23 protein-coding genes, 1 tRNA gene and 1 pseudogene are annotated in these 25,074 nt (G+C 62.9%); 21 read left to right on the top strand and 4 right to left on the bottom strand.

Annotation, left to right across the window (positions count from 1 at the left end):
* Nucleotides 1–223: 223 nt before the first annotated feature.
* Nucleotides 224–427 (bottom strand): annotated as a pseudogene (locus NFE57_RS12625) (tyrosine-type recombinase/integrase); the annotation flags it as partial.
* 126 nt (nucleotides 428–553) lie between these two features.
* Between NFE57_RS12625 and trbF the strand changes: the two are divergent.
* From trbF to NFE57_RS12650, 5 genes are read left to right on the top strand one after another with little or no spacing between them, the layout of a single operon-like run.
* Complete coding sequence (trbF, locus tag NFE57_RS12630; protein WP_252135947.1) at nucleotides 554–1,366, top strand: conjugal transfer protein TrbF; 813 nt, start codon at nucleotides 554–556, stop codon at nucleotides 1,364–1,366.
* Nucleotides 1,363–2,295 carry a P-type conjugative transfer protein TrbG gene (gene trbG / locus NFE57_RS12635; RefSeq protein ID WP_252135948.1) on the top strand — a complete coding sequence of 311 codons (933 nt, stop codon included), beginning with the start codon at nucleotides 1,363–1,365 and terminating at the stop codon, nucleotides 2,293–2,295. Before trbF ends, trbG begins: the two co-directional genes overlap by 4 nt.
* The gene (locus tag NFE57_RS12640; protein WP_252135949.1) at nucleotides 2,292–3,476 is read left to right on the top strand and encodes a TraB/TrbI/VirB10 family type IV secretion system protein; all 1,185 of its coding nucleotides are present in this window, start codon (nucleotides 2,292–2,294) and stop codon (nucleotides 3,474–3,476) included. Before trbG ends, NFE57_RS12640 begins: the two co-directional genes overlap by 4 nt.
* 9 nt (nucleotides 3,477–3,485) lie before the next feature.
* Nucleotides 3,486–3,704, top strand: coding sequence for a DUF2274 domain-containing protein (locus tag NFE57_RS12645; RefSeq protein ID WP_252135950.1), 219 nt, complete (start codon nucleotides 3,486–3,488; stop codon nucleotides 3,702–3,704).
* A complete protein-coding gene (locus NFE57_RS12650) occupies nucleotides 3,701–3,919 on the top strand; it encodes a helix-turn-helix transcriptional regulator (protein WP_252135951.1) in 219 nt (72 codons plus the stop codon). The genes NFE57_RS12645 and NFE57_RS12650 overlap by 4 nt, the downstream gene beginning before the upstream one ends.
* A gap of 49 nt (nucleotides 3,920–3,968) precedes the next feature.
* Here NFE57_RS12650 and NFE57_RS12655 read toward each other — a convergent pair whose 3' ends face one another.
* Nucleotides 3,969–5,309 carry a tyrosine-type recombinase/integrase gene (locus NFE57_RS12655; protein ID WP_252135952.1) on the bottom strand — a complete coding sequence of 447 codons (1,341 nt, stop codon included), beginning with the start codon at nucleotides 5,307–5,309 and terminating at the stop codon, nucleotides 3,969–3,971.
* A 381-nt stretch (nucleotides 5,310–5,690) separates the two neighbouring features.
* Between NFE57_RS12655 and NFE57_RS12660 the strand changes: the two genes are divergently transcribed.
* Nucleotides 5,691–7,670 (top strand): ATP-dependent nuclease, encoded by a 1,980-nt coding sequence (locus NFE57_RS12660; RefSeq protein ID WP_252135953.1) that lies wholly within the window; start codon nucleotides 5,691–5,693, stop codon nucleotides 7,668–7,670.
* Nucleotides 7,671–7,695: 25 nt separating this feature from the next.
* Here the strand turns inward: NFE57_RS12660 and NFE57_RS12665 are convergent, their stop codons facing one another.
* Nucleotides 7,696–11,769 carry an Eco57I restriction-modification methylase domain-containing protein gene (locus NFE57_RS12665; RefSeq protein WP_252135954.1) on the bottom strand — a complete coding sequence of 1,358 codons (4,074 nt, stop codon included), beginning with the start codon at nucleotides 11,767–11,769 and terminating at the stop codon, nucleotides 7,696–7,698.
* Between the two features lie 685 nt (nucleotides 11,770–12,454).
* On the opposite strand from NFE57_RS12665, the gene NFE57_RS12670 reads away from it, so the two are divergent.
* From NFE57_RS12670 to NFE57_RS12685, 4 genes are all read left to right on the top strand, one after another.
* The gene (locus NFE57_RS12670) at nucleotides 12,455–13,048 is read left to right on the top strand and encodes a hypothetical protein (RefSeq protein WP_252135955.1); all 594 of its coding nucleotides are present in this window, start codon (nucleotides 12,455–12,457) and stop codon (nucleotides 13,046–13,048) included.
* Entirely contained in the window at nucleotides 13,041–13,430 is a 390-nt protein-coding gene (locus NFE57_RS12675; protein WP_252135956.1) for a hypothetical protein, read from the top strand. Before NFE57_RS12670 ends, NFE57_RS12675 begins: the two co-directional genes overlap by 8 nt.
* Nucleotides 13,431–13,560: 130 nt before the next feature.
* On the top strand, nucleotides 13,561–13,785 hold the full coding sequence (locus NFE57_RS12680; protein WP_252135957.1) for a hypothetical protein: 225 nt from the start codon (nucleotides 13,561–13,563) through the stop codon (nucleotides 13,783–13,785).
* Between the two features lie 21 nt (nucleotides 13,786–13,806).
* Nucleotides 13,807–15,435: a recombinase family protein gene (locus tag NFE57_RS12685; RefSeq protein WP_252135958.1), complete on the top strand. Its 1,629-nt coding sequence runs from the start codon at nucleotides 13,807–13,809 to the stop codon at nucleotides 15,433–15,435.
* On the opposite strand, the gene NFE57_RS12690 is transcribed toward NFE57_RS12685, so the two are convergent.
* Nucleotides 15,397–15,486: transfer RNA gene (locus tag NFE57_RS12690), tRNA-Ser, on the bottom strand. The two genes, NFE57_RS12685 and NFE57_RS12690, sit on opposite strands and share 39 nt — an antisense overlap.
* Before the next feature lie 120 nt (nucleotides 15,487–15,606).
* On the opposite strand from NFE57_RS12690, the gene hspQ reads away from it, so the two are divergent.
* The 11 genes from hspQ (at nucleotide 15,607) to NFE57_RS12745 (ending at nucleotide 25,026) form a co-directional block, all read left to right on the top strand.
* A complete protein-coding gene (gene hspQ, locus NFE57_RS12695; protein WP_252135959.1) occupies nucleotides 15,607–15,987 on the top strand; it encodes a heat shock protein HspQ in 381 nt (126 codons plus the stop codon).
* A 141-nt stretch (nucleotides 15,988–16,128) separates the two neighbouring features.
* Nucleotides 16,129–16,554 (top strand): 50S ribosomal protein L21, encoded by a 426-nt coding sequence (rplU, locus tag NFE57_RS12700; RefSeq protein ID WP_252136029.1) that lies wholly within the window; start codon nucleotides 16,129–16,131, stop codon nucleotides 16,552–16,554.
* A gap of 19 nt (nucleotides 16,555–16,573) precedes the next feature.
* Nucleotides 16,574–16,843: a 50S ribosomal protein L27 gene (rpmA, locus tag NFE57_RS12705; protein ID WP_252135960.1), complete on the top strand. Its 270-nt coding sequence runs from the start codon at nucleotides 16,574–16,576 to the stop codon at nucleotides 16,841–16,843.
* 172 nt (nucleotides 16,844–17,015) lie between these two features.
* On the top strand, nucleotides 17,016–17,573 hold the full coding sequence (locus tag NFE57_RS12710; RefSeq protein ID WP_252135961.1) for a GNAT family N-acetyltransferase: 558 nt from the start codon (nucleotides 17,016–17,018) through the stop codon (nucleotides 17,571–17,573).
* A 79-nt stretch (nucleotides 17,574–17,652) separates the two neighbouring features.
* Entirely contained in the window at nucleotides 17,653–18,246 is a 594-nt protein-coding gene (locus tag NFE57_RS12715) for a TetR family transcriptional regulator (protein ID WP_252135962.1), read from the top strand.
* A 27-nt stretch (nucleotides 18,247–18,273) separates the two neighbouring features.
* Nucleotides 18,274–19,320: a GTPase ObgE gene (gene obgE / locus NFE57_RS12720; protein ID WP_252135963.1), complete on the top strand. Its 1,047-nt coding sequence runs from the start codon at nucleotides 18,274–18,276 to the stop codon at nucleotides 19,318–19,320.
* Between the two features lie 33 nt (nucleotides 19,321–19,353).
* A complete protein-coding gene (gene proB / locus NFE57_RS12725) occupies nucleotides 19,354–20,484 on the top strand; it encodes a glutamate 5-kinase (protein WP_252135964.1) in 1,131 nt (376 codons plus the stop codon).
* The gene (locus tag NFE57_RS12730; RefSeq protein ID WP_252135965.1) at nucleotides 20,481–21,386 is read left to right on the top strand and encodes an NAD-dependent epimerase/dehydratase family protein; all 906 of its coding nucleotides are present in this window, start codon (nucleotides 20,481–20,483) and stop codon (nucleotides 21,384–21,386) included. Before proB ends, NFE57_RS12730 begins: the two co-directional genes overlap by 4 nt.
* A 66-nt stretch (nucleotides 21,387–21,452) precedes the next feature.
* On the top strand, nucleotides 21,453–21,698 hold the full coding sequence (locus tag NFE57_RS12735; protein WP_252135966.1) for an acyl carrier protein: 246 nt from the start codon (nucleotides 21,453–21,455) through the stop codon (nucleotides 21,696–21,698).
* 106 nt (nucleotides 21,699–21,804) lie between these two features.
* Complete coding sequence (gene spt, locus NFE57_RS12740) at nucleotides 21,805–23,028, top strand: serine palmitoyltransferase (RefSeq protein WP_252135967.1); 1,224 nt, start codon at nucleotides 21,805–21,807, stop codon at nucleotides 23,026–23,028.
* Between the two features lie 51 nt (nucleotides 23,029–23,079).
* Complete coding sequence (locus NFE57_RS12745) at nucleotides 23,080–25,026, top strand: hybrid sensor histidine kinase/response regulator (RefSeq protein WP_252135968.1); 1,947 nt, start codon at nucleotides 23,080–23,082, stop codon at nucleotides 25,024–25,026.
* Nucleotides 25,027–25,074 lie beyond the last annotated feature (48 nt).

The raw sequence follows: 25,074 nt of genomic DNA on the forward strand, positions 1-25,074 counted from the left end.
CCCCCGGCAAGCCGTCGCAACGCGGCGAGATGTTCGATCGACTCGTTCATTTCAAATGTTCTCGCTATGTTCCTTATAGCGCTTTGGACCTGTTTTTTGTCAAGCGATCAGCGCAGGACTGCCAACATAGCGCTCGTTCACGGGGCCGGTTCACCCAATTGATACCTGCCGGTCGTTCATATGGGTGAACCGGCTTCCCAGAGATCTCGGGAAGCCGGAATTTTCAAATTTCGGTCCGCTCGGACAACGTCAAAGCATCATCGACATCTACGCCGAGGTATCTGACGGTATTTTCGATGTTGGCATGGCCGAGCAGGATCTGCACGGCGCGAAGGTTGCCTGTGGCTTTGTAGATCAGCGCCGCCTTGGTCCGTCGCATTGAGTGCGTGCCATATTCCCGCCTGTCGAGACCAATCGTTGACACCCATGGGCGCGCGCCATGCGCGGTCAGCAGTCCGCCCGCCATCACCGCCAGATCGCGATGCACACCCTTCAGCAGGGTGATCGCGGCGGTGCCTCCGCCACCCCCGACATCAAAGAAAGGGACTGATCGATGATCTTCAAACGCGCTGTCCAGCGATACGGACGAACCCCGGAGCCGGAGACGCCCTACCAGCGCGCCGGCCAGGTCTGGGACGAGCGGATCGGGTCCGCCCGTGCGCAGGCGCGAAACTGGCGACTGATGGCGTTCGGCTGCCTGACGCTGACCGGCGGCCTTTCGTCCAGTCTCGTCTGGCAATCGACCCAAAGCCGCGTCACGCCCTATGTCGTCGAGGTCGATCGGCTGGGCGAGGCTCGCGCCGTCACCGAGGTCGAGGCCGGATATCATCCGACCGATCCGCAGATTGCGTGGCACCTGTCCCGCTTCATCGCGAATGTTCGTGGCCGTTCGCTCGATCCGGTGCTGGTTCGCCAGGACTGGCTCGAGGCCTATGATTTCACGACCAAGCGCGGTAGCCAATTCCTAGGCGACTATGCGCGGGATTCCGATCCCTTCGCCAATATCGGCGAGCGGACAGTGTCGGTACAGGTCACCAGCGTGGTGCGGGCGTCCGACCGCTCGTTTCAGGTCAAATGGACCGAGACCGCCTATGAGCATGGCGCCGAGGCGGGAACGTCGCGTTGGACCGCGATCCTCACCGTGATGATCAAACCGCCTGACGATGCCGATACGCTCCGCAGGAATCCGCTCGGCGTCTATGTCGACGCGGTCGACTGGAGCCGCGAACTCGAGACCGCAACGCCGCCGCGACCATCCGCGCCGCCGACCCCGGTCCCGCCGCTAGCCGTCAACGCTGCCTCGGACATGCCCCTCGATCTCACCCTCGCTGCGCCCACGCAGCCCGCCCCGGAGTTACGCCAATGAGATTCATCCTTGCCGTATCGGCCATCGCCCTCGCGACCGCGCCAGCGTCCGCGCAGAGCGTCGCGTCACCGAGGGTGTCGGCACCTGTGGCCGCGCACGCTACCGCACCAACATCGAAGCCCACGGTCCGTCGCGCTCGGGTCAAAAGACAGATCAGCCCTAACGTGGCGCGCGTCGCCGCCGCGAACAAGGCGGCAACGCAGGAACCGGAGCGCCAAGCGTTCATGAACGCCGTGCAAGTCTTTCCCTTTTCGGATGGAGCAATCTACCAGGTCTACACCGCACCGGGCGCGGTGACCGACATAGCCCTCCAGCCCGGCGAAAGCCTCGTGGCGGTTGCCGCCGGCGATACGGTACGCTGGGTGATCGGCGACACGACCAGTGGCAGCGGCGCAGAGAAACGCACCCATATATTGGTGAAGCCGTTCGCGTCAGGCTTGGCCACCAACCTCGTCATCACCACCGATCGGCGAAGCTACTACCTCCAGCTTGCGGCCACCTCCCGAACTGCGATGGCTGCGCTGTCCTGGACCTATCCGGCGGACGAGCTGATCGCACTTCGCCGGACCGCCGAACAGTCTGCCGCGGCCGCCCCGGTTGCGGAAGGCCTGTCGGTCGACAGCCTTCATTTCAACTACACCATCAGCGGTGATCACCCGGCATGGCGACCGCTGCGCGCGTTCGATGACGGCCGGCAGACGTTCGTCGAGTTTCCCGCCAGCATCGCCTTCGGCGAAGCGCCGCCGTTCTTCATCATCGGACCGACGGGCGAGGTCGCACTCGCCAACTATCGCGTCCGTGGTCGATTCTACGTGGTCGATCGTATCTTCGATGTGGCCGAGCTCAGGCTCGGCACCAAAAAGCAGCAGATCGTCCGCATCAGCCGCGTTGTCGAAAGCGGTGCCTCACGCAAGGGCAAGCACTCATGAGCGGGGCCGTCATTTCGCCGGCTCCGAAGGTCGATCCCGAGACCTTGGAAATCCGGACCAATCCTCCTCGGGCAATCCGGTTTCGCCGGGATGTCATCATCGCCATTGCCGCCTTGGGATCGGTCAGCCTGATGACGGTGGCCTGGATCGCGTTGAGGCCGCGCGTGTTCAGCGCCATTACCGACCGCCAGGAATTGTCGGAGCCGCGCAATCGGCCATCAACCGACACGCTGAATGGATTGCCTGCGACCTATGGTGACATCCCGAAGCTTGGGCCGCTATTGCCGGGAGATCTCGGACGGCCGATTCTCGAAAGTCAGCGCAGAATGGCGGCGGAGACCGGCACCCGTAGTGATCCGTCGGCTCAACAGGCAGCGCAGGAAAGGGAGCGCCGGCTTTCGGAATTGAAGGCCGCTCGCGAATCCGCGGTGTTGGTGCAGGGGCGTACTGCTGCGACAACGACCGCCATGCCCGAAATGGCGACAACGCTACCCTCTGCAGCAGCGGAAGTATCTGGTTCGACCCTCTATCCTGGCCGTGACTCCAACGCCAAGGCCAAAGCTGCCGATGCGCTCGATCGCCGCGGCGACGTGAATCCACACACGCTAACGCCGGCGCCGTCGCCCTATCTGCTTTCGGCAGGAAGCATCATTTCGGCGAGTCTGATCACCGGCCTGCGCTCCGATCTGCCGGGGCTGGTGACGGCGCAGGTAATTAGCCAGGTGTTCGACAGCCCCACAGGGCGGATCTTGCTCATACCGCAAGGGGCACGGCTGATCGGCAGCTACGACAACGTCGTGGCATTCGGCCAAAAGCGCGCGCTGATCGTGTGGCAGCGGATCATGATGCCCGATGGCAGCTCACTCAGGATCGACAATGTGCCGGCCACCGACGCATCGGGCTATGCTGGCCTGCAGGACAAGGTCGATTTCCACACCTGGGCACTCCTCAAAGGTGTCGCTCTGTCGACCGTGCTCGGGGTTGGTTCACAGCTGACAGCAACGGGCGAGAGCGACCTCGTCGAGGCCATCCGAGAGTCAACGCAACAGAATGTGTCGCGCGCCGGCGATCAGCTCACTTCGCTAAACCTCAATATCCAGCCAACGCTCACAATTCGTCCCGGCACAATCGTCCTTCTGGTCGTCCAAAAGGATCTCATTCTCGCGCCCTGGCGCGGCTAGGAGCATATCATGCTCGAATTGAAACTGGCGAAGCTGCCGGACAGGACGCCGGTCAAGCTGGCGATCACCGTCACGCCCGATTTGCACCAAATGCTACAGCAGTACGCCACGCTCTATGCCGAAGCATATGGCCGCGAGGAACTCATTGCGGAGCTTATACCCCCCATGCTGGTGGCCTTTCTCGAAAGCGATCGCGCGTTTACGCGCCGTCGTACCGCCAGCAGATGACCGCCATCGACAGACCTGAACGCTTGCTCAAACTCGACGAAGTTCAACGCCGCGTCGGGCTCGGCAAGTCGATGATCTACCGCCTCATCCAGGAGGGAAGGTTTCCGCCCCCCTACAAATTGTCGCCATTCGCATCGCGCTGGAGCGACCGCGAGATTGTCGCATGGATCGACGACGTGAAGGACGGCTTCGAAGGGAAGAAGCGAAAAATCTGACGAACGATCGAGGGCGCGTCCGAAGACGCGGCCGACGAAAGCTGTCCCGCTATCCCTCCCCTGCTTGATCCGGGAACCGAAAATCTGCCGGCACCGGCGTGGGAATCTGTCGGCGCGAATGGCGCGACGCTTCCTTCGATGGCCGGGACAGCAGCGTCTCCGGCGCTGGCAAGCTCAGCGTCAGCATATCCGCCCAGGCACATGCCAACTCACGCCGCCGCGGCATATATGCCGATCGATTATAGGCACCTTCGACCTTTTCCTTCGGGACATGACCGAGCATCAGGTCGATCACCTTGCGATCATGCTTCTTGCCCCGCCGCTCCGCCCATTCGTTCATGATCGTCGAGAAAGCGGCACGGAAGCCGTGCGGAACATGATGTCCATGGTAGCCTGCTCGGTTGAGCAGATATCCGATGGCATTTTCGCTCATCGGTCGATGACAATGGCGGTTATTCGGGAACAGCAGCGGGTAACTGCCAGTAAGCGGCCATAGTGCGCGAAGCACGGCAACGCTTTGCGGCGCGAGCGCGACGAGATGATCGCCGCCGATCTCCTGCTTTCGGTCGAGATCGCCCTTCATACGCGCGGCCGGAATGCGCCAAAGCGGGGCATCACCGTTGAGGTCATGGAACTCAGTCCACAACGCCCCGCGAATCTCGTTCGGACGAACCGCGGTCAGCGCCAGAAGTCGAAGCGCGAGCCGCGTGACGGGTCGCGCATAATCTTCTTCGGCATCGCCGATCATTTTCCTGAGTCTGACGAGATCGACGATTGCAGGCTGCCGCCCTTTGCGCAGCGGCTTGAGCACGGCACCGAGCTTCTCTGCCGGATCCTGCACCGCCGTCCCCTTGGCGATCGCATAGACGAACACGGCGGAAATGCGTTGGCGTACGCGCTTTGCGGTCTCGATGGCGCCGCGACGCTCGATGGCGGTCAGCACCTCCATGACGAGCGGTGGCGTCAGTTCAGCGATGGGCAGCATGCCGATGACGGGAAAGACATCACGCTCGAGGCTGCGCAGCACGTCCTGTGCATGGATGGCGGCCCACTGGCTCTGGCAGACGCCGTACCACTCGCGAGCGACAATTTCGAATGTTGTCCGGGGGGATTGCAGGTTCGCCTCGATCTGCAGCCGCTTGACGATCGCCGGATCGCGTCCCTCCCCAAGCTGGGCACGGACTTCGTTCCTTTTGGCACGGGCATCGAGCAGCCCGACCAACGGGTAGGTGCCAAGGTGCATCGTCTTCTGCTTGCCGTTGTAGGCATAGCTCCACTTCCAGAGCTTCGACCCGCCTGATTTGACCAGCAGGTAGAGGCGATGGCTGTCGGTCAGCTTATAGGCTTTGTCGCGAGGCTTGGCCGCGCGGATTTTGGCGTCGTTCAGCATGGCTGTCTCCAGGACCACGTTTTTCCAATGCCGGGACCACGTTTGAGGACCACGCCCCTGGGTGGAGGCGTGCGAACCGCTGTGGCCGAGTCGAGCCGATAAAGCTTCGATTTCAGGGGAAAATCGTCAATTCTGGTGGACTTCTGCGGCCCCCTATGGAGGGGTCACTGGCGGGCCGCGACCGATAGTGATGATCACTATGAATACGCTGTAGCACTATAATCTGCGCCCGATAGCGATTTCAGCCCTGCGCTCCTTGCAAAAAACGCCATTGTCAATCGAGAGGCGGTGAAGTCTCTTTGAACATATAGAGAACACGTTGCTACGCAGGAAGCGACGGGTTATCGTTGCGTCATTATCGACGAGGGGGAATCCGCCAATATGAGACTAAAGCGCGCCCGCATCACCAACTTCCGCAGCGTTGAGGATACAGGTGAGTTCGAGCTCGACCGGTCAACCTGCCTCGTCGGAAAGAATGAGGCTGGGAAGACGGCCATTCTCCAAGCTCTTGCAGGTCTGAACCCGCATCCCTCCACGCCGATGACGTTCGAGAAGGAGCGGGATTATCCGCGCCGCTTTCTCGCCGATTACGCCGAGCGGCATGGCGATGATGAGGCCGTCGTCGTTACCACGGTATGGGAATTGGACGAGGAGCAGAAGGCCAAGATCATAGAACTCTTCGGCGAAGACTGTTTGAGTTCCGATGAGACGACGATCAGCAAGAGCTACGGGATGGATGGGACGAGCGTTGTCGTCCCCATTGACGAGCAGCGAGCTGTCGCGAATCTGCTCTCGCAGGAGCGGCTGAATGCGGCGGAGGCGTCCGCGATCGGACAGCCGGCAACCGCGCACCGGTTACGCAAAGTGATAGCGGCGATTGAAACCCCGACCGATAAACAGCAGCGCATCGTCACCCGGCTTGATGAGCTTAAAGGAAAGAGCATTGTTGGAGCGGTCGCTGCGATCATTCGCGCCAAGCTCCCAAAATTCATGTATTTCTCGCACTACGATCGGATGGAGGGGCAAATTCAGCTTGCGACCTTCAGCCAGCGCCTCGCGGGCCAGAACGGCAACCCTGTAATGCCTGGAGAGCGGGTGTTCGTGGATTTTCTGGAGTATGCCGGAACATCGCTCGACGAGATCAACGCGGCGACGACTTACGAGGGCTTGAACGCGCAATGCGAATCAGCGTCCAACCGGATCACCGAGCAGCTCCTTGAATATTGGACGCAAAACCCTTTTCTGGAAATCGACGTAAGGGTTACGAAGGGAGAGCCGAACGACCCTGCTCCCTTCAACAACGGAATTGTTGCGCGCGCTCGCGTGCGAAACAACTTGCACAAAGTCACCGTTCCATTTTCCGAAAGGAGCGCGGGATTTATCTGGTTCTTCTCGTTTCTTGTTAAGTTTGCGCAAGTCAGGAAGAGTTGTTCCAACCTGTTCCTACTACTTGATGAACCCGGTCTAACCTTGCATGGCAAGGCGCAGGCAGACTTGCTTCGTTATTTCGATGAAAAGCTGGCACCTCATCACCAAGTGGTCTTTTCGACGCATTCGCCGTTCATGGTTCCATCCGACGATCTGCAATCTGTGCGAACCGTCGAGGATCGATTGGTAACGACCAAGCAGGGCAGAACCGCATCGGAGGGCACCAAGGTCAGCGGGGAGTCTTTGGCCAAAGACCCCGACACTTTGTTTCCTCTCCAGGGTGCGCTCGGTTACGATATCACCCAGACCCTTTTTATCGGCAAGAACACGCTGCTCGTCGAAGGGCCGAGTGACATTCTCTATCTCCAGGTGCTGTCGTCCGAGTTGGAAAGGCGGGGGCGCACGAAACTGGATCTCCGCTGGACTCTTTGTCCGGCTGGTGGGATCGACAAAATTCGATCTTTTGTCGGTCTATTTTCAAGCCAAAATCTGCACGTCGCAGCTATGACGGATTTCGCCAAGGGTGACGGCAACAAGCTGAAAAATCTCGAGCAGAGCGGCCTTTTGGAAAATGGTCGGCTGAAAACCTTTGCATCTACGCTTGGGGTTGAGGAAGCCGACGTCGAGGACATCTTCGCACCTGCGACCTACGCAGCGATCCTCAAATCGGCGTTCGATTTGAAGAAAGCGGAAATCCCAACGGCAGATTCGCTTCTCGCGGCCGATGACAAAACCTCTCGCTTGGTCAAGAAGGCGGAAGCCTACTTCCGTGTGTTGTCGCCGGATACGGCCGAGTTCGATCACTTCACTCCGTCGATGTGGCTGCTTCGCAATCCCAATATGCTGGAGGCCGAGGATGCTGCCACTTCCGAAACTCTCGACCGCGCCGAGAAGGTGATAACGGCGATCAATGAGATGTTACCGGACGGCTGACGCGAGGATCAGACCGCCAACGATTTCATTCAGTGACAAACGCATCGGGCTGACCCGCCATCAGCGCGTTGATCCAGGCGAGGCATAGGTCGCGGCTGCGATAGCTGCCCCAGCGGGCGGTTTCCTCGCGTTCGATGATCGGGAAGGTCGAATAGATGTAGCGGATGTCTTCGCGGCTTTGCGCCGGGTCGGCGGGATCGAACACACCGTAGAGGATGAAATAGAGCGCATCGAGCTTGGCGCGGAGGTGCAGGCGGCGCTCCTCGTCCCAGATGAAGGGTGGCAGCACGTCGCCGTTCGCATCGACATGGCCGAGGTCGTGCGCAAACGGGGCAAGATCGTGCGCCGTATAGCTGAGTTCAAGGACGGTTTCGCGGACGATATCGGCGGCCGATTTGGAGCCGAACAGGCGGGCGTAGGCGGCGGGCGGCACGACGGGAAGTTGCGCCAAAATGTACTTATTCAAATGGCGACTCTGAATCTTCTGACGCGCAACATAATCCGTTGGGATTGATGAAAGGTTTCCCTGCAAGAGCGCGGCATCGCGCAAACTTTCCGAAGTCCAAGTTAATAAGGGAAGGGTGTTTCCATATGCCCCGGAAGGCACGATTGCACTGATAAGGCTGCGCGCGTTGTTCGTGTTGCAAACGTCGTTGAAGCCGATGGCCCACGGAAAGTCCGGAGCCGCATCGCTTTCTAAAATCCAGTACCGGGGGATGGGCAAAAACGAGGGGTCGGCGAGTTGCGCCATGCTGCTATGGATCGGCTGTCCTTGGCCGCTAACAGAGTTTGAACGGTTTTGGACACCTGCATAGCGATGGTTCAAGATCGACACCATCTTGCCTTCGTAAAGGCGGAGCCATCTACCAGCGGGCGAGTCAAACTCGCCGTTTTCTGCGGGCCATGCGCCTTCTTGCTCAGCGAGCATTTGAGCAGTGCGAAAACCCTCACTTCTGCTCGTCATGTTGATCATCTGACGGTATTTGATCGGCCAGACGGGCGTCTCGTTGTGCCCGGTTCCGTCGATCAGGACCGGAGACCCGTCATAGATTTTGGCTACGATCCCCAAGTCGGTCATCGATCGGAAGATTGGCATCGTCCCGGTCGTCGGATTCACCTTAGTTAAAGTCTCCCGAGTCAAAGTAACTGTCCTGGGTGCGTCCGGATCAGTAGGCAATCTGTTAAGTTTTACTCCATATACAAACTTCGAAAATGTTCGCAGCGAGCCTCCAACGCAAAATATAGTGGGCTGATCTTCAGCATGGACGTCGGCGAATAGCCACCTGCGCTTGTTTTCGAAAGCGACAAATGCCTTGAGTCGATCTGCTTGGGTAATTTTGCGCAGAAATGATGCGACGTTATGATCGGTCCCGATACCAATAGGCGTCAGAAGACCAACCATGCCCTCAGACTTGACGAGCGAAATCGCCCGCTCAACGAAGATTTTGTATATGTTGAGCTTCCCGCTATTCAACTCGCTGTAGATTTTTCCGCTTCTGACAATCTTTGCCGCCGCTCTCTGTCGTGCTTGAGCCGTCTCAAATTCCGAAAGGAGCTGAGGGTTGCTGGTTTTCAACGCTGCAATCATGGCTTTGCGTTTTGATTTTAGCGGTTCCGTTGCAATCGCCGCGTCGCGTGCAGCGAACCACGGCAATTCTTCAAACTCAAACCTGTCCCAAGGCGGATTGCCAACGACGGCATCGAACCCGCCTTCGCGGCCCTTGCTCGCCCAATTATCCCACACGCCGGGGAAGCTGATCTGCCAGTTCAGGAAGCCCTCTTCCTCGATAAGCGCGCGAGCGCGTTCCCAGATCGCCGTGAAGGCTTCGACTTCTTGGAGCTTAGCCTTGCCGCCCTCCGGAGCCTTTTTGCCCCGCGCAATCGGAATCGGATCGCCGAACCGTCCATCGAGCCAAAGGCGAACCAGGGCGCGGCCCGCTGTATTGAGATTTAGCCAGTCGAGCGCGTGAATGAAGCTGACGAACCCGTCGAGCTCGCCGGTCATCAGTTCGACGTCCTGATACATCGCCGCCGAGCGATGCGCCTCGGCAATCTCAACATCGGTGAGCGCTTCAATCGTCTTCATCGCTTCCGCCGAACGCTGCGCATTGCGGAGCGCCTCGTTCCACAGCAATTCGCCGCCCAGCGCCCCCGCCTTGTCGATCGCTTCGCGGACCCACAGCCCGAACAGGCTGTCGCCGGCGCGGAGATGATGGTCGATAAAGGAAAGCGGCGCGCCGACGGTGAAGGTATGCAGCCACAGCGCCACCTTGGCGAGTTCGACCGCCATCGGGTTCTTGTCCACGCCATAGACGCAGCGTTTGAGCACCATGCGGCGAACGATGTGGCGATCGTCGAGCTGTGCTTCGTCGATTGTCCAGTTCGCGGCCTTGGCATTCTTCAAGATGGTGGTGCGGATGTCCTCGATCTTGTCGGCCAAGGGCGACGTGTATGCGAGACCGGTGCCCAGCGATGCCGCTTCCGCCATTGCATCGAGAACATGATCGGCAAGCGTATCGACGAGGCTGACGAGGAAATGCCCCGACCCCATCGCCGGGTCGCAAACGCGCAGCGACAGGATCGCGTTGGCGGGATCGGCGTCGCGCAATTCGCGTCGCTGATAGTCTTCGGCATTCTTGGTGTTCAGTTTGCCAAGTGCGGTGCGAAAGGCGTCGAGGCGTTCGGTAATGAGCGGTTCGAGCGTTTCGTCGAGGATCAGCCCGACCAGTTCGTCGGGCGTGTAATAGCTTCCCGTATTCTTGCGCGCGAACAGGTTCGGGCGGACGGCGAGTGTGCCCGAAGCGTCGCGCACAATCTCGAATTCGAGCAGCCGTTCGTAGATTGACCCAAGCTGCTGAACCGAGAGATCGCGGTAATTGATGTAGCGCCGTTCGCCGGTGGAACGCTCGTAGGACAGCGCATCGAGCGCCGGAGCCATGACGTTATCCGCGATGCGGACGCTTTCCAGCAAGGATGCGCCGTCCGCGCCGAACAGGCCGCCATTGTAGGGCGGGATGCCGACCGACACGTCGCCCTTGTCGATGATCCGCGACAGGTCCGCGATATGGCTCCAGATGCGTGACGCGGACGACGAGAGCGCATCGCCTTCCGACACGCGCTTGCCCACGTCGATGCGGAGCGGCCGCAGCGCATAATCGTCATATCGCTTGTCGCTGACCGGCAGTAGGTCGCGGTCCTCGGCGTAGAGCAGGAACAGCAGCCGGTAGAGCAGCACCAGCGACGCTTCGCGTACGTCCTGGAGCGGCGCTTGCGGGGCCGCGTTGGCGATGGCCATGGCAAGGCTGGGGAAAACTTGCTCGAACACCAGCTTTGACAGGCTGGCGGCTACGCGTTCCTCATAGAACGCCGCCGCGGCGCGGGCGCGTTCATGGAACGAGCGATCGTCCGTTCCGTCCTTGATGAACGCATCGCGCGAAAACATGACCGCGAAGACGCGCAGCCAATGGTCGCGATCGGCTTCGCTGGCAAAAAGATCGCCCTCGCCATCGAGCGCAAGGACGCGCCCGAGATCGACTTCCAGAAACTCTTCCGAGACCGACCGCGCACCCGCCCAATAGAGTCGCCATTTCGTCCCGTTGGTAAGGATGCCCCAGCGCAGCTTGCCGCTCGTCAGATCGTCGATCCGGCGGAGGTAGCGGAGCATCTGTGTGGACGGTGCGGTTGCTTCGTCGCGACCCGACGCTCGATCCAGCGGTCGCGCCCACCGCTTGCTTTCTACGACTGCGAGGCCGTGCTGATAGCGCCGCCACTGATCGTTATGAGCGTTCGCGGCTGCCTTCGCCTCAGCATCGGCAAACAGCAGCCCATCCGGCACGTCGTCGCGTCCCGAAACAGTCAGGTTCTGTTGTCTTAGCCATTCCGTCCAGCCGAGCGCAGCAAGCACCGGCCAGATGAAATCATCTTCAGTCTGGCTTTCATTGGTTCGATGGTTCTGCGGAAAAGCGTCCGCGATACCATCGAGCCGCGCACGGAGAGTAGCGACATCAACCGCGACGTAGGCAGGTGTGCCTGTGACCGCCTCGACAAGATAGTCTGTCGTGAATAGCGAACCCGAAATGAACAACGCGGAATCAGACAATAGCGCCCCCTGTGCCTTTCGAGCAGTAACGAGACGCGCCCATTCTGGCAAAGCGAACATCTCTTGGCAGCACTCAATCGACGGCTCGGCTGGCATCGGGACGGACGCAGGTGGCCGATGGATTTAAGGCGCGTAATCAGCAATTTGAGGTCCGGGGTAGTCGAAAAATTACGATGGCGAGATAAAAGGAGCGCCATACAGCGGCTCATATGTGGTTGTGTGTAGGCGATAATTTCGTCTGGCACCTTTGCTATGCGTCTGGCAGCTTTTCCAAAAACTCCCGAACATCTGCGCTTTTCGCGTCTGGCACCCGCTGAAAATCCCCGCCCGATTGCTCTTTGAGCAATGCGGACGAAGAAGGGACCGGAAGGGGGCAGCGGCCGCAGGTGCGGCCGCTGGATATGCCCTCTCGCTCCAAACTTGGCGCTGGGAATCCAGTCTGATACACTTGGGGTGCGCTGCGCAAAGGGCAGCGCCGGGACTGGTAATCCCGCCAGAGAAGCAACTCGGATAATTTCCGGGGTGCCGTCGCGCATGTCCAGACCTTCGGGTTAAAGGCGGCGGCGCATGTCTCTGGCATGTTACCAGCCCCGGCGACTCCCGCGCCCAGCGTGCGGGAGTTCGGGACCGTGCCGCATCCACCCGTCGCTTCCGCCCAACCGCAGGATGCGGGACGGAGGTGCATATGGATAACCTTGCCCCCACTACATCGCGCCGGGCGATGCTCGGCGCGCTGACTGCAACCACCATCGCAACGGTCGCACCGTCCTGGCGTGCGGCGCTGGTGCGCGTTCAGCGCAGCTATGACGACGATCCGGTTACCTTGATCCGAACGGTCGAGGGACGCGCGCTCAGCCGGGCGCGTTACCGCCGGGCGGAAGAGTTTTTCCCAAGTGGTCCAGCTCGACCGAGATCGGAACAGCGAGATCTTCTCTATCACGCCGGGATAACAGCCCAGCTTGGCCTGTCTGCGCATTTGCTGGACGTGGGTTTTCCCGACGCATGGTGCGCGAGACACATCGGCCTGCGGGTCGCCAAGTCGCTTGGCTATGCCAACGCCACCGCGCTTGGCCATAACTGTCCTGACATGGCGCGGCTCGCCGATGTGCTTTCGCCATATCGCAAGTGGAATGAACCGTGTTTGTTCACCGCGCCACCCGACGATGGAGGGTTCACGGCCGAGCAGGTGCGGACGTTGCTCCGCGCGTTACTCGATCGCGTTCGGCTCGTGACCGGCCATGCTCGATTGCGGCTAGGCCGGGAGGCGCGTCATGTCTGAGGAAGACGAAGCGAATCTCGCCGCCTACCACGCGGCGGTGGCTGCGTTACCGGTTCTTGCCCGAACGGTACTTCTGTTCAGACGCCATCAGAGAGCGTCCTACCGGGACATTGCCACCTGGCTGGAACTGGACATCGAAACCGTGAAGCGGATCATGGTTTACGCCAACGCCAACGTCGCGACCATCGTTGAGAAAAAGCCCCCGCTAGAAAGCGGGCTGTTCCTCAAGCCGACACAAGCGATCAGCGACGCAGAGGCAGCGCTGTTCGACCGCTATGCGGATTACCTTTCTCGCAACCGGGTTTTAACCTTCGAAGGTTGGCTACGCCACATCGGACCAACCGCGAAATCGCGCGCGATACGCTGGTGGAAGGCACGATGATCGCCGCCGTGCGTAGTCCGCCATACCCTGCCATTGGCCGCGTCCTGTTTTCCTTTGCCACGATGCGATGGAAAGGCTGGCAAAGGAAAATGCCATTGGTTCTGCACCGGCTGTCGGGGATCATCCCCCGATGGCACGGCCCCGCAAACCACGCGCGCCGACCGCATCCGAGCAGCTTTCCGCGCTGCTGGGCTATCCCTGCCAGATCGGCGGCAGGCCGCCCAAATACGATCTTTCCCGTTGGATCGTCACCGACGACTGGCCCGACTGCGTGCCCGTCACCGAGACCGAAATCGTTACGTTCGAACGCTGGTTTGGCGACCTGTTCGATGAGGTGTTCGGCCCCAATCGATGACCTGACCCCAAGGAGTCTGCCATGACCGTTCCGCTTCGCGCCGCCTTGTATCTGCGCGTCTCGACCGCCCGGCAAGCCGAGCACGATGTTTCGATCCCGGACCAGAAGCGACAGGGCGAGGCGTATTGCCAGTCGCGCGGCCTTACGCTGGTCGACACGTTCATTGAACCGGGCGCGTCCGCCACCAACGATCGACGACCGGAGTTCCAGCGGATGATCGAGGCGGGCACGACCAAGCCCGCGCCGTTCGACATGGTGGTCGTCCACAGCTTTTCGCGTTTCTTCCGCGACCATTTCGAGTTGGAGTTCTACGTCAGGAAGCTCGCCAAGAACGGCGTGAAGCTCGTCTCTATCACGCAGGAGATGGGCGACGATCCGATGCATGTCATGATGCGGCAGATCATGGCACTCTTCGATGAATATCAGTCCAAGGAGAACGCCAAGCACGTCATCCGGGCCTTGAAGGAGAATGCCCGGCAGGGATTCTGGAACGGCTCGTTACCACCGATCGGCTATCGGACGATCGCGGCCGAAACGCGGGGCGCGAAGGTCAAGAAGAAGCTGGAGATCGATCCGCTCCACGCCGACACCGTGCGGCTGATCTACCGCCTCGCGCTGGAGGGCGACGGCACCACCGGCCAGATGGGCGTCAAGAATATCGTCTCCTACCTCAATAGCCATCGCATCTTCACCCGCGATGGCGGGCGCTGGGGGATCGGACAGGTCCACCGCATCCTCACCCGGCGCACCTATATGGGCGAGCATGAGTTCAACAAGCGCACCAAGACCAAGGCGCTGAAACCCGCCCATGAGATCGTCACGGTCGCGGTCCCGCCGCTTATCGATCCCGAGACGTTCCAAGCGGTGCAAGCGCTGCTCAAGGCCCGCAACCCCAAGACCATGCCTTCCCGCGTCATCAGCGGGCCGACCATGCTTACCGGTCTCATCCATTGCGCCAAATGCGGCGGCGCCATGACCATCCGAACCGGCAAGGGTGGGCGCTATCGCTACTATGCCTGTTCGACGAAGGCGCGTCAGGGGCCGACCGCCTGCACAGGGATGGCGGTGCCGATGGAGAAGCTCGACGATCTCGTCGCCGAGCATCTTGAGAAGCGGCTTTTGCGTCCCGAACGGCTGGAAACTATCCTCGCCGCTGTTCTCGATCGTCGGCAGGAGCAGGGCGGACGTCGCCGCGAACATATCGCCGAACTCCGCAAGCGCAGCGCCGAATCGGAACTACGGCTCAAGCGGCTTTATGATGCGATCGAGGCGGGCGTCGCCGACATTGACGACCCGGCGCTCAAGGACCGCATCGACGGCCTCAAGGCTGTGCGCGACCAAGCCAAGGCCGACGCTGGGCGGGCGCAGGCAATGCTCGACAGTTCAGGTAGCAAAGCCGTTACACCCGACATGATCGAGCGGTTCGCCGAGACCGCTCGCCGGCGCATCCGCCTTGAGGGCGGTGGCTATCGCCGCGACCATCTCCGCGCGCTCGCCCAACGTGTTGAGGTCGCAGAGGGTGAGGTCCGTATCATTGGATCGAAGACCCGGCTGCTACAGACGCTTCTCGGAAAAACCGGCGTAAACGCGGTGCCCATTCAGGGACTGAAATGGCGGAGAGGGTGGGATTCGAACCCACGGTACCCGTAAAGGCACAACGGTTTTCGAGACCGTCCCAATCGACCACTCTGGCACCTCTCCGCACGAAAGGTATCCGCGCCAACGCACGGCAGGACGATGTGGGCGGGGCCTCTAACCCAATCGATACCGGCCCGCAAGCACCCGCTTGTGCGCTGCCGAATCGCTATTAGATTAGGCGGCATGGAACGTTCCCGCCTTCTTCTTCCGCACATCGACGCCAACACGCCGCTTCCGGCCGTGGCGCACGCGAATTTCACGATCGGCGATGTCGTGCGGCATCGCGTGTTCGATTTCCGCGGCGTGATCTTCGATGTCGATCCGATCTTCGCCAATACCGACGAATGGTATGACGCGATCCCGCAGGACCTGCGCCCGCGCAAGGATCAGCCCTTTTACCATCTGCTCGCCGAAAACGGCGATTCGAGCTATGTAGCTTATGTCAGCCAGGCCAATCTGGAAGCCGATGACAGCGACGAGCCGATCCACCACCCGGCGCTGGCGGGGATGTTCACCGATTATCAGGACGGCCGCTACACGCTGCGTCGCGAGCATCGGCACTGAAGCACGCCCGGCGCGGCCCGACAAATGTCGCCGCGCACGTCCGAGAGGCGTTGACAGAATCGGCCCGCTGTCATAGGCGGGCCCCCTTTCCCGCCAGGCATGCCCTGCGCGGGCACATGCATTTGGAAAGTGATGAGGGCCATGTTCGCAGTCGTGCGCACTGGCGGCAAACAATATCGTGTTGCCGCGGGAGACAAGATCGTCGTCGAGAAAATCGGCGGCGAAGCCGGTGACAAGATCACGCTGGACGACGTGCTGCTCGCGGGCGAGGGCGCTGAGCTGAAGGCCGTCGACGGGCTCACCGTCGGCGCCGAGATCGTCGCGCAGGCGAAGGCCGACAAGGTCATCGTCTTCAAGAAGCGCCGCCGGCACAATTATCGCCGCCGCAACGGCCATCGTCAGCAGCACACGATCCTGAAGATCGTCGCGATCGGCGAAGAAAAGGCCAAGAAGGCCGAACCCAAGAAGACCGCTGAGGCCAAGCCGGAGTCCGCGGAGCCCAAGGCCGCCGCGCCCAAGAAGGCAGCAGCGAAGGCACCGGCCAAGGCCGCGGCCGACAACGCCTGAGCGCGAAGGAGTTTAGACAATGGCACATAAAAAAGCAGGCGGTTCGTCGCGCAACGGCCGCGATTCGATCGGTCGTCGTCTCGGCGTGAAGAAGTTCGGTGGCGAAATCGCCGTTCCGGGCAACATCCTCGTGCGCCAGCGCGGCACCAAATTCTATCCGGGCCGCAATGTGGGCATCGGCAAGGATCACACGCTGTTCGCGCTCGTCGAAGGCCGCGTGACCTTCCATCAGGGCAAACTCGGCCGAAAGTTCTGCTCGGTAGACGCCATTATGGCGGCAGCCGAATAATATCGGGTGACCATCCGGGTCGCCCACCGTGGCGATCCGGGTTCCACCGCAATCGGAACCAGTAAAGGGAGACGGGTCGCCCCGGCTCCCTTTTTTGTTGCTCCCTCCCCGGCTGTCTCGGGCGCGTCACGGTGGCGCGTCATGGGGCCGCACAACAGCGTGAGGAGAGCGTATGATGTTCGCCCGTACCAAGAGATTGACCCTGCGGCCCGGCTGGCCCGAGGATGCCCATGCCCTGTCGCGCGCGATCGCGCACGACACGGTGGTCACCAGGCTCGCCCGCGCGCCCTGGCCCTATACGCTGGCCGATGCCGAGGCGTTTCTGGGCCAGCCGCGCGGCGCCGCGCAGCCCAGCTTCCTGATCTGCGCGCGCGAAGGCGACACCGCCGAGATCGTCGGCGGGATCGGCATCCACCACGAGACCGACGGCACCCACCAGCTTGGCTACTGGCTGACGCCCACGGTCTGGGGGCGCGGCTACGCGACCGAGGCAGGCCATGCGGTGATCGCCATGGCGCGCCATGCGCTCGGCTACAAGCGGCTCCACGCCTGGCATTTCGTCGACAATCCGGCGTCGGCGCGCGTGCTCGCCAAGCTCGGCTTTCGCCCCACCGGGCGTATCGAGCCGCGCCGCTCGATCGCGCGCGGCGGCGTCGCGCCGGGGGCGAATTATGCGCTCGTGCTCGACGAGGACAACGAAACCGACGATCCGATGCGTATGGCGGCGTGACCCACGCCGCCACCGCCATCGGCCGTCTGCGGGGGCTTGCCTTGATCTTCCACCGGATTCCGCCGACAGAGGCAGGGTAATGGCCACAATCGCCCTCGCCTCCCGTCGCCGGATGACTCCTGAAGAATCGCGCGACGCCGCGCTTGAAGCGGCGCGTGCGCTGCTGCTCGAATCGGGGCCGCAGGCGGTAACACTCAAGGCGGTCGCGGCGCGGATCGGGCGCACCCACGCCAATCTGCTCCACCATTTCGGATCGGCGGCGGGGCTGCAAAAGGCGCTGATCGGTCGCATGGCGGGCGCGATCACGACCACGATCCGCGAGGCCGCGCTGCGCGCGCGCGCCGGCGACCAGAACCCGCGCGAGGTGGTCGACCTTACCTTCGATGCGTTCGACACCGGTGGCGCGGGGGCGCTGGCGAGCTGGATGATCCTGTCGGGCGACGAAGGCGCGCTCGATCCGATCCTCACGGCGATCCACGATCTGGTCGACGAACTTGCCGAAGACCATGACGACGCGACCCATTCGATCCACGAGGAAACGTTGCAACTCGTGCTGATGGCGCTGGGCGACGCGCTGCTCGGCGGGCCGATGGCGCGCGCTCTCGGCCTGCCCCGCGATCGCGCACGCGGGCTCGCTTTCGACATCCTGCTGTCGAACCACAAGGGTGGCTAATCCACGCGATTTCGCTATCTAGCGGCGATGCATTTTCTCGATTCTGCCAAGATCTTCGTGCGCTCGGGCGCCGGCGGGCCCGGCGCGGTCAGCTTTCGACGTGAAAAGTTCATCGAATTCGGCGGGCCCGACGGCGGCAACGGCGGCAAGGGCGGCGACATCATCTTCGAGGCGGTCCACGGCCTCAACACGCTGATCGACTTTCGCTACACCCAGCATTTCCGGGCGCCGCGCGGCAAAGGCGGCGCGGGATCGAACCGCACCGGCGCCGGCGGCGACGATCTGGTCATCAAGGTGCCGGTGGGCACGCAGATCCTGTCCGAAGACAAAGAGCATGTGCTGCTCGATTTCACGCACGAGGGCCAACGCACGGTCTTTCTGCGCGGCGGTGACGGCGGCCGCGGCAATCTGAGCTACAAGACCTCGACCAATCGCGCCCCGCGCCAGCACGGCACCGGCTGGCCCGCCGAAGAAGCCTGGGTGTGGTTGCGGCTCAAGCTGCTCGCCGATGCCGGACTGGTCGGGCTGCCCAATGCCGGCAAATCGACCTTCATCAACGCGGTTACCAACGCGCAGGCCAAGGTGGGCGATTATGCCTTCACCACGACCCGCCCGCAGCTCGGCGTGGTCCGCCACAAGAGCCGCGAATTCGTGCTCGCCGACATTCCGGGACTGATCGAGGGCGCGGCCGAGGGCGCCGGGATCGGCGATCGCTTCCTCGGCCATATCGAGCGCTGCCGCGTGCTGCTCCACCTCGTCGATGCCCATGACGCGGATGTCGCGACCAGTTACGCCATCGTCCGCGACGAACTGGCGGCTTATGGCGCCGGGCTCGACGCCAAGCCGGTCGTCATCGCGCTCAACAAGGTCGACATGCTCGACGACGAACTGATCGAGGCGTTGTCGGGCGAGCTCGAAGACGCCAGCGGCGCGCCGGTGATTCCGGTATCCGCCGTGAGCGGCACCGGGGTCGATTGGGTGCTCGACAAACTGGTCGAAATCCTCGGCACCGCGCCCGATCCGGTGTCGGCGGATGACGACGGGGAGGAGGCGATCGAATGGTCGCCGATCTGACGCGACCGCGGCCTGCAACGACAGGAGATTCGCGTGGAAAATGAAGCCAACCGCTTCTCTCCCGGCACCTGCGCGCGGCTGATCCTCAAGGTCGGTTCGGCGCTGCTCGTCAGCCCCGAAGGCGAGGTCCATACCGATTGGGTCGAGACGCTGGTCGCCGACATCGCCGGGCGCGCGCAAGCCGGCCAGCAGATCGCCATCGTCAGCTCGGGCGCGATCGCGCTCGGCGCGCGGCGGCTCGGGCTGCCCGGCGGCGGGCGCAACAGCCTTGAGGACGCGCAGGCCGCGGCCGCGACCGGCCAGATCGCGCTCGCCCATATGTGGGCGGATCTGCTGTCGGCGCGCGGGATGACCGCCGCGCAGGTGCTGGTGACGCTCGACGATCTCGAGGATCGGCGGCGCTATCTCAATGCCTCGGCGACGTTGAGCCGGCTGCTCGGCCTCGGCGTGATCCCGATCATCAACGAAAACGATACGGTCGCGACCGAGCGCATCCGCTTTGGCGACAACGATCGTCTCGCCGCGCGGATCGGGCAGGCAGCCGATGCGAGCGGGGTGGTCCTGCTGTCGGACATCGACGGGCTGTACGATGCCAACCCGCACAGCAACCCCGACGCGCGCCTGATCCCGGTGGTCGCGCGGATCGATGGCGCAATCGAGGCAATGGCCGATAACAAATCCTCGTCGGGGATGGGATCGGGGGGCATGGTCTCCAAGATCGAGGCGGCGCGGATCGCGACCGGCGCGGGGATCGATCTTGCGATCATCTCGGGCCACGGACCGCACGCGCTCGCGCGCTTCACGCATACCGGGCACGGCACCGTTTTCATCGCCGAAGGCCATCCCAGCGCGCGCAAGGCGTGGATCGCCGGCGGGCTCACCTCGGGCGGAACGATCCGCGTCGACGAAGGCGCGGCCAAGGCATTGCGCGCGGGCAACAGCCTGTTGTCGGCGGGTGCCACCGCGGTCGAGGGCAATTTCGCGCGCGGCGACATCGTCGAGATCGTCTCGGTCAAGGGGCGCCGGATCGCGCGGGGCTTATGCGAATATGATTCGGCCTCGGCGCGCCTCATCATCGGCAAGCGCACCGACGAACTGACCGATATTCTCGGCCACGCCCCGCGCGCCGCGCTCGTCCATCGCAGCCATATGGCGCTGGTGTGAGCAAAATCGCGCTCACCGGCGGCACCGGGTTCGTCGGAGGCTGCCTGATCGACCAGGCGCTCGCCGCAGGCCACGAGGTGCGCGCGCTCACCCGCCGACCGCAGGCCGAACGCGACGGGATCGACTGGATCGAAGGCGCGCTCGACGCCCCCGATGCGCTCGACCGGCTGGTAAGCGGCGCGGAGGCGGTGATCCATGTCGCGGGCGTGGTCAACGCACCCGATCGCGCCGGATTCGTGGCGGGCAATATCGACGGGACGCGGGCGATCGTCGCCGCCGCCGAGCGCGCCGGCGTGCGCCGCTTCATCCACGTTTCGTCGCTTGCCGCGCGCGAACCGCAGCTTTCGGCCTATGGCTGGTCGAAGGCCGAGGCCGAGACGGTGGTCCAGGCCTCCGCGCTCGATTGGGCAATGGTGCGCCCGCCCGCGATCTACGGCCCTGGCGACATGGAAATGCGCGATCTGTTCCGGCTCGCGCGCTGGGGAATCGCGCTGCTGCCGCCGCCGGGCAAGCTCTCGGTGATCGCGGTGTCCGATCTGGCGCGGCTGTTGCTCGCGCTGGTTGCCGCGCCCACCAACCAGCGCGTGCTCGAAGCCGATGACGGCAAGCCCGGCGCCTGGACTCACGACGACTTCGCGCGCGCGATCGGCCGTGCGGTCGGCCAGCGCGTGATGCCGATGGCGCTGCCGCCGCCGCTGCTGCACCTCGCCGCGCGCGCCGATAGGCTGGTGCGCGGCACCCGCGCCAAGCTGACCCCCGATCGGGTCGCGTATTTCTGCCACCCCGATTGGACGATCGACGCCGAAAAGCGTCCCGATCCGGCGCTTTGGCAGCCCGAGGTGCCCACGCCCGAGGGGTTGGCGGCGACCGCACGATGGTATCGGGCGCATTCGCTGCTATAGCGCGCCGAAATCCCGCCCCAATTCCTTGTCAGAGCCGGCGGGAACGATCTCACGAAAGGACTCGCCTTGAGCGACCGCCAGCAGACCTTCGCTACCGTCTCCCGCCTCATCGAGCCCTTCAACAAGAAGGGCGTCGCGCTGAGCGATGCGACCACCTTCCAGACCGATCTCGAATGGGACAGCCTGACGGTGATGGATTTCGTCGCCGCGATCGAGGACGAATTCGACATCCTGATCACGATGAACATGCAGGCCGAGATCGAGACTGTCGGCCAGCTGGTCGACGCGGTCGAGAAATTGAAGGCACAATAATCCCGTTCGCCCTGAGCTTGTCGAAGGGCCGCCCTTTCTTCTCACCGCAGCAAAAGAAGAGCGGTGCTTCGACAAGCTCAGCACGAACGGTTGAGGACATGAGATCATGACAAATTCCACCGCCCCCGACCGCGACCTGATGAGCAAGTTCGACGGCCTGATCGCCGAACGCCAGGCGCTGATCGATTCGGGCGTCACCGATCCGTTCGCGATCGTGATGGAACAGGTAAAATCGCCCACCGAGGCGGTGATCAAGGGCAAGGACACGATCCTGCTCGGCACCTATAATTACATGGGGATGACCTTCGACCCCGACGTGATCCAGGCGGGCAAGGACGCGCTCGACCAGTTCGGTTCGGGCACCAACGGCAGCCGGATGCTCAACGGCACTTTCCGCGACCATATGGGGGTCGAACAGGCGCTGCGCGATTTTTACGGCATGTCGGGCGCGATCGTCTTTTCGACCGGCTATATGGCCAATCTGGGGATGATCTCGACGCTCGCGGGCAAGGGCGATTACGTCATCCTCGATGCCGACAGCCACGCGTCGATCTATGACGGCTGCAAGCAGGGCGTGGCCGAGATCGTCCGCTTCCGCCACAATGACGTGACCGATCTCGACAAAAGGCTCGGCCGCCTGCCCGCCGAGGCGGGCAAGTTGGTGGTGCTCGAAGGCGTCTATTCGATGCTCGGTGACATCGCACCGCTCCGCGAGATGGTTGCGATCGCCAAGAAGCACGGGTGCATGGTGCTCGTCGACGAGGCGCATTCGATGGGCTTTTTCGGCCCCAACGGGCGCGGCGTGTACGAGGATCAGGGGCTGGAGGGCGAGGTCGATTTCGTCGTCGGCACCTTTTCCAAATCGGTCGGCACCGTCGGCGGCTTCTGCGTTTCGAACCACCCCAAGTTCGAGGCGATCCGCCTCGCCTGCCGCCCCTATATCTTTACCGCCAGCCTGCCGCCCTCGGTGGTCGCGACCGCCGAAGTATCGATCCGCAAGCTGATGCACGCCCACAACAAGCGCGCGCATCTGTGGGAAAATGCCCGCACGCTCCACAACGGGTTGACCGACATGGGCTTCAGGCTCGGCACCAAGACGCCCGATTCGGCGGTGATCGCGGTGCTTCTCGAGGATCAGGAACAGGCCGTCGCGATGTGGCAGGCGCTGCTCGACGGCGGCCTTTACGTCAACATGGCCCGCCCACCGGCGACGCCCGCGGGCATCTTCCTGCTGCGCTGCTCGGTGTGCGCCGAACACACCAGCGACCAGATTGACGCGATTCTGAAAATGTTCCACGCTGCCGGGCGGGCCGTGGGCGCGATCGGCTGAGCCGAGACCCCCCTAGGCGCGCGGGCCGCCTTTGGCTAAAATCGATGTCGGATGAGCGATATGGCGAGCGCACAGGCGGGGACTGGGGCTCCGATCGTGCACTGGCGGATCATCTTGCTGGTGGTCGCGGCGGTGTTGGGGATCGGCGTGCTCTCCGGATTGGTCGTCACCATCTCGGGAGCCGACCGCGAGCGCGATCGCGCGTTGCAACTCCAGTCGCACAGCTACGAAGTCATGATCCTGACCGGTGGGCTGGCGAGCACGCTTCGGCAGGCCGAAGCATCGCTTGGCCGCTACGTCATTTCGGGCGACCGCACGCTCGGCCGCCTCTATTACGAGCAATGGCAGAGCGCCGGGCGGCAACTCGACCGGCTCGATCAGGTAACGCGCGACGATAAGGTTCAGCAGGACCGCATCGATCGGTTGCGCAGCGCTTATGAAAAGCGCGGCGACGCGCTGTCGGATACCGCGCTCAGCACCTTCTACAACAAGAACAGCCAGGCGTTGGCGCGTTTCTACAAGGCGCGCGCGAGCGATTCGCTCAACACCGTCAATCGCACGCTCGACGAGATCGTCACCCATGAGCGGACGTTGCTCGGCAAGCGCACGCGGGCGGCGGCCGAAACGGTCGCGCGCGCCAACCGCGTGGTCAAAATCCTGGTCGCGTTCGGCGTGCTGATCGTGCTCGCGATGATCGTGCTCGGCTGGCTGGCCGTCCGTGCGATCGGCGAACGTGCCCTGGCGCGCGCCGAGGCCCAGGCCGAACGCCTGCGCGTCGAGGGGCTCGAAGAACTGATCGCCGAAGCGACCGCCGAACTGAAACAGCAGGAAGCCAAGCTGCGCCAGATCCAGAAGATGGAAGCGGTAGGCCAGCTTACCGGCGGCATCGCGCATGATTTCAACAATATGCTCGCGGTCGTCCTGGGCGGACTCGAACTTGCCCGGCGCAATGTCTCCGTCGATCCCGATAGCGCGGTCCGCTATATCGACAATGCCACCGAAGGCGCCAACCGCGCCACAACGCTCACCCGCCGCCTGCTGGCCTTTTCGCGCGCCGAGGCGCTGCTGCCCGAAGCGATCGAGGTCAGCGCGCTGATCGCGGGCATGACCGACCTGCTCGACCGCACGATCGGCGACGCGATCACCGTCGAAACGCACACCAGCGGTACCGATTGGCGGATCTGGGCCGATCGCCACCAGCTCGAAAACGCCCTGCTCAACCTCGCGGTCAATGCGCGCGACGCGATGGAAAGTCGCGGCACGCTGACGATCGCGGTCGATAGCGCAACGCTCGCGGCCGAGGAGGTCGGGCGGTGCGCCGCCGGCGATTACGTCCGGATCGCGGTGTCGGACACCGGCTGCGGCATGGCGCCCGACGTGCTCGAGCACGTGTTCGAGCCGTTTTTCACCACCAAGCCGGTCGGCAAGGGCACCGGACTCGGGCTCAGCCAGATTTTCGGCTTCCTGCGCCAGTCGGAGGGCGAGATCGCGATCGCCTCGACCCCCGGCAAGGGCACCACCGTCACCGTCTATCTGCCGCGCTATCTCGGCGAGGCCGCCGCCAGCACCGCCGACCGTGGCGAACCGGCCGCACCCGCGGCGGTCGAGGCGATCGACGTGCTCGTCGTCGAGGACGATCCGCGCGTGCTGGCCGCCACCGTCGGCGCGCTCAAGGAACTGGGCCATCGCCCGATCCCCTGCAGCGACCCCTTACGCGCGCCCGAATTGCTTGGACAGCATCCGCACGTCGAGCTGATCGTCTCCGACGTCCTGATGCCCACCCAGACGGGGCCCGAGATGATCGCCGCGCTCGCCCCGCTCCACCGCCATGTCGCGGTGCTGTTCGTCACCGGCTATTCGGGCGAGGCGACGGGCGAGGCGTTCCACGGCCACACCGTCTTGCGCAAGCCGTTCACGCTCGCGGGGCTTGAGACCGCGATCGGCGCCGCGCTCGCAACCGAGCGCTCCGTCGCACCGCACCGCGTGGCCGCCGAATAAGGCTGACGGGTGGCGTTCGCGCCGATATAGCGGGCATTCCACGCATTA

Source organism: Hephaestia sp. MAHUQ-44 (assembly GCF_023806085.1).
Lineage (GTDB): Bacteria > Pseudomonadota > Alphaproteobacteria > Sphingomonadales > Sphingomonadaceae > Sphingomonas.

Excerpts from the sequence above, each read along its gene's own strand:
- NFE57_RS12660 (WP_252135953.1), top strand. The coding sequence starts at position 5,691 with ATGAGACTAAAGCGCGCCCGCATCACCAACTTCCGCAGCGTTGAGGAT.
- trbG (WP_252135948.1), top strand. The coding sequence starts at position 1,363 with ATGAGATTCATCCTTGCCGTATCGGCCATCGCCCTCGCGACCGCGCCA.
- NFE57_RS12675 (WP_252135956.1), top strand. The coding sequence starts at position 13,041 with ATGTCTGAGGAAGACGAAGCGAATCTCGCCGCCTACCACGCGGCGGTG.
- NFE57_RS12715 (WP_252135962.1), top strand. The coding sequence starts at position 17,653 with ATGGCCACAATCGCCCTCGCCTCCCGTCGCCGGATGACTCCTGAAGAA.
- NFE57_RS12710 (WP_252135961.1), top strand. The coding sequence starts at position 17,016 with ATGATGTTCGCCCGTACCAAGAGATTGACCCTGCGGCCCGGCTGGCCC.
- NFE57_RS12640 (WP_252135949.1), top strand. The coding sequence starts at position 2,292 with ATGAGCGGGGCCGTCATTTCGCCGGCTCCGAAGGTCGATCCCGAGACC.
- spt (WP_252135967.1), top strand. The coding sequence starts at position 21,805 with ATGACAAATTCCACCGCCCCCGACCGCGACCTGATGAGCAAGTTCGAC.
- NFE57_RS12745 (WP_252135968.1), top strand. The coding sequence starts at position 23,080 with ATGAGCGATATGGCGAGCGCACAGGCGGGGACTGGGGCTCCGATCGTG.
- obgE (WP_252135963.1), top strand. The coding sequence starts at position 18,274 with ATGCATTTTCTCGATTCTGCCAAGATCTTCGTGCGCTCGGGCGCCGGC.
- trbF (WP_252135947.1), top strand. The coding sequence starts at position 554 with ATGATCTTCAAACGCGCTGTCCAGCGATACGGACGAACCCCGGAGCCG.
- NFE57_RS12650 (WP_252135951.1), top strand. The coding sequence starts at position 3,701 with ATGACCGCCATCGACAGACCTGAACGCTTGCTCAAACTCGACGAAGTT.
- NFE57_RS12645 (WP_252135950.1), top strand. The coding sequence starts at position 3,486 with ATGCTCGAATTGAAACTGGCGAAGCTGCCGGACAGGACGCCGGTCAAG.
- hspQ (WP_252135959.1), top strand. The coding sequence starts at position 15,607 with ATGGAACGTTCCCGCCTTCTTCTTCCGCACATCGACGCCAACACGCCG.
- NFE57_RS12685 (WP_252135958.1), top strand. The coding sequence starts at position 13,807 with ATGACCGTTCCGCTTCGCGCCGCCTTGTATCTGCGCGTCTCGACCGCC.
- rpmA (WP_252135960.1), top strand. The coding sequence starts at position 16,574 with ATGGCACATAAAAAAGCAGGCGGTTCGTCGCGCAACGGCCGCGATTCG.
- NFE57_RS12680 (WP_252135957.1), top strand. The coding sequence starts at position 13,561 with ATGGCACGGCCCCGCAAACCACGCGCGCCGACCGCATCCGAGCAGCTT.
- rplU (WP_252136029.1), top strand. The coding sequence starts at position 16,129 with ATGTTCGCAGTCGTGCGCACTGGCGGCAAACAATATCGTGTTGCCGCG.
- NFE57_RS12655 (WP_252135952.1), bottom strand. The coding sequence starts at position 5,309 with ATGCTGAACGACGCCAAAATCCGCGCGGCCAAGCCTCGCGACAAAGCC.
- NFE57_RS12670 (WP_252135955.1), top strand. The coding sequence starts at position 12,455 with ATGGATAACCTTGCCCCCACTACATCGCGCCGGGCGATGCTCGGCGCG.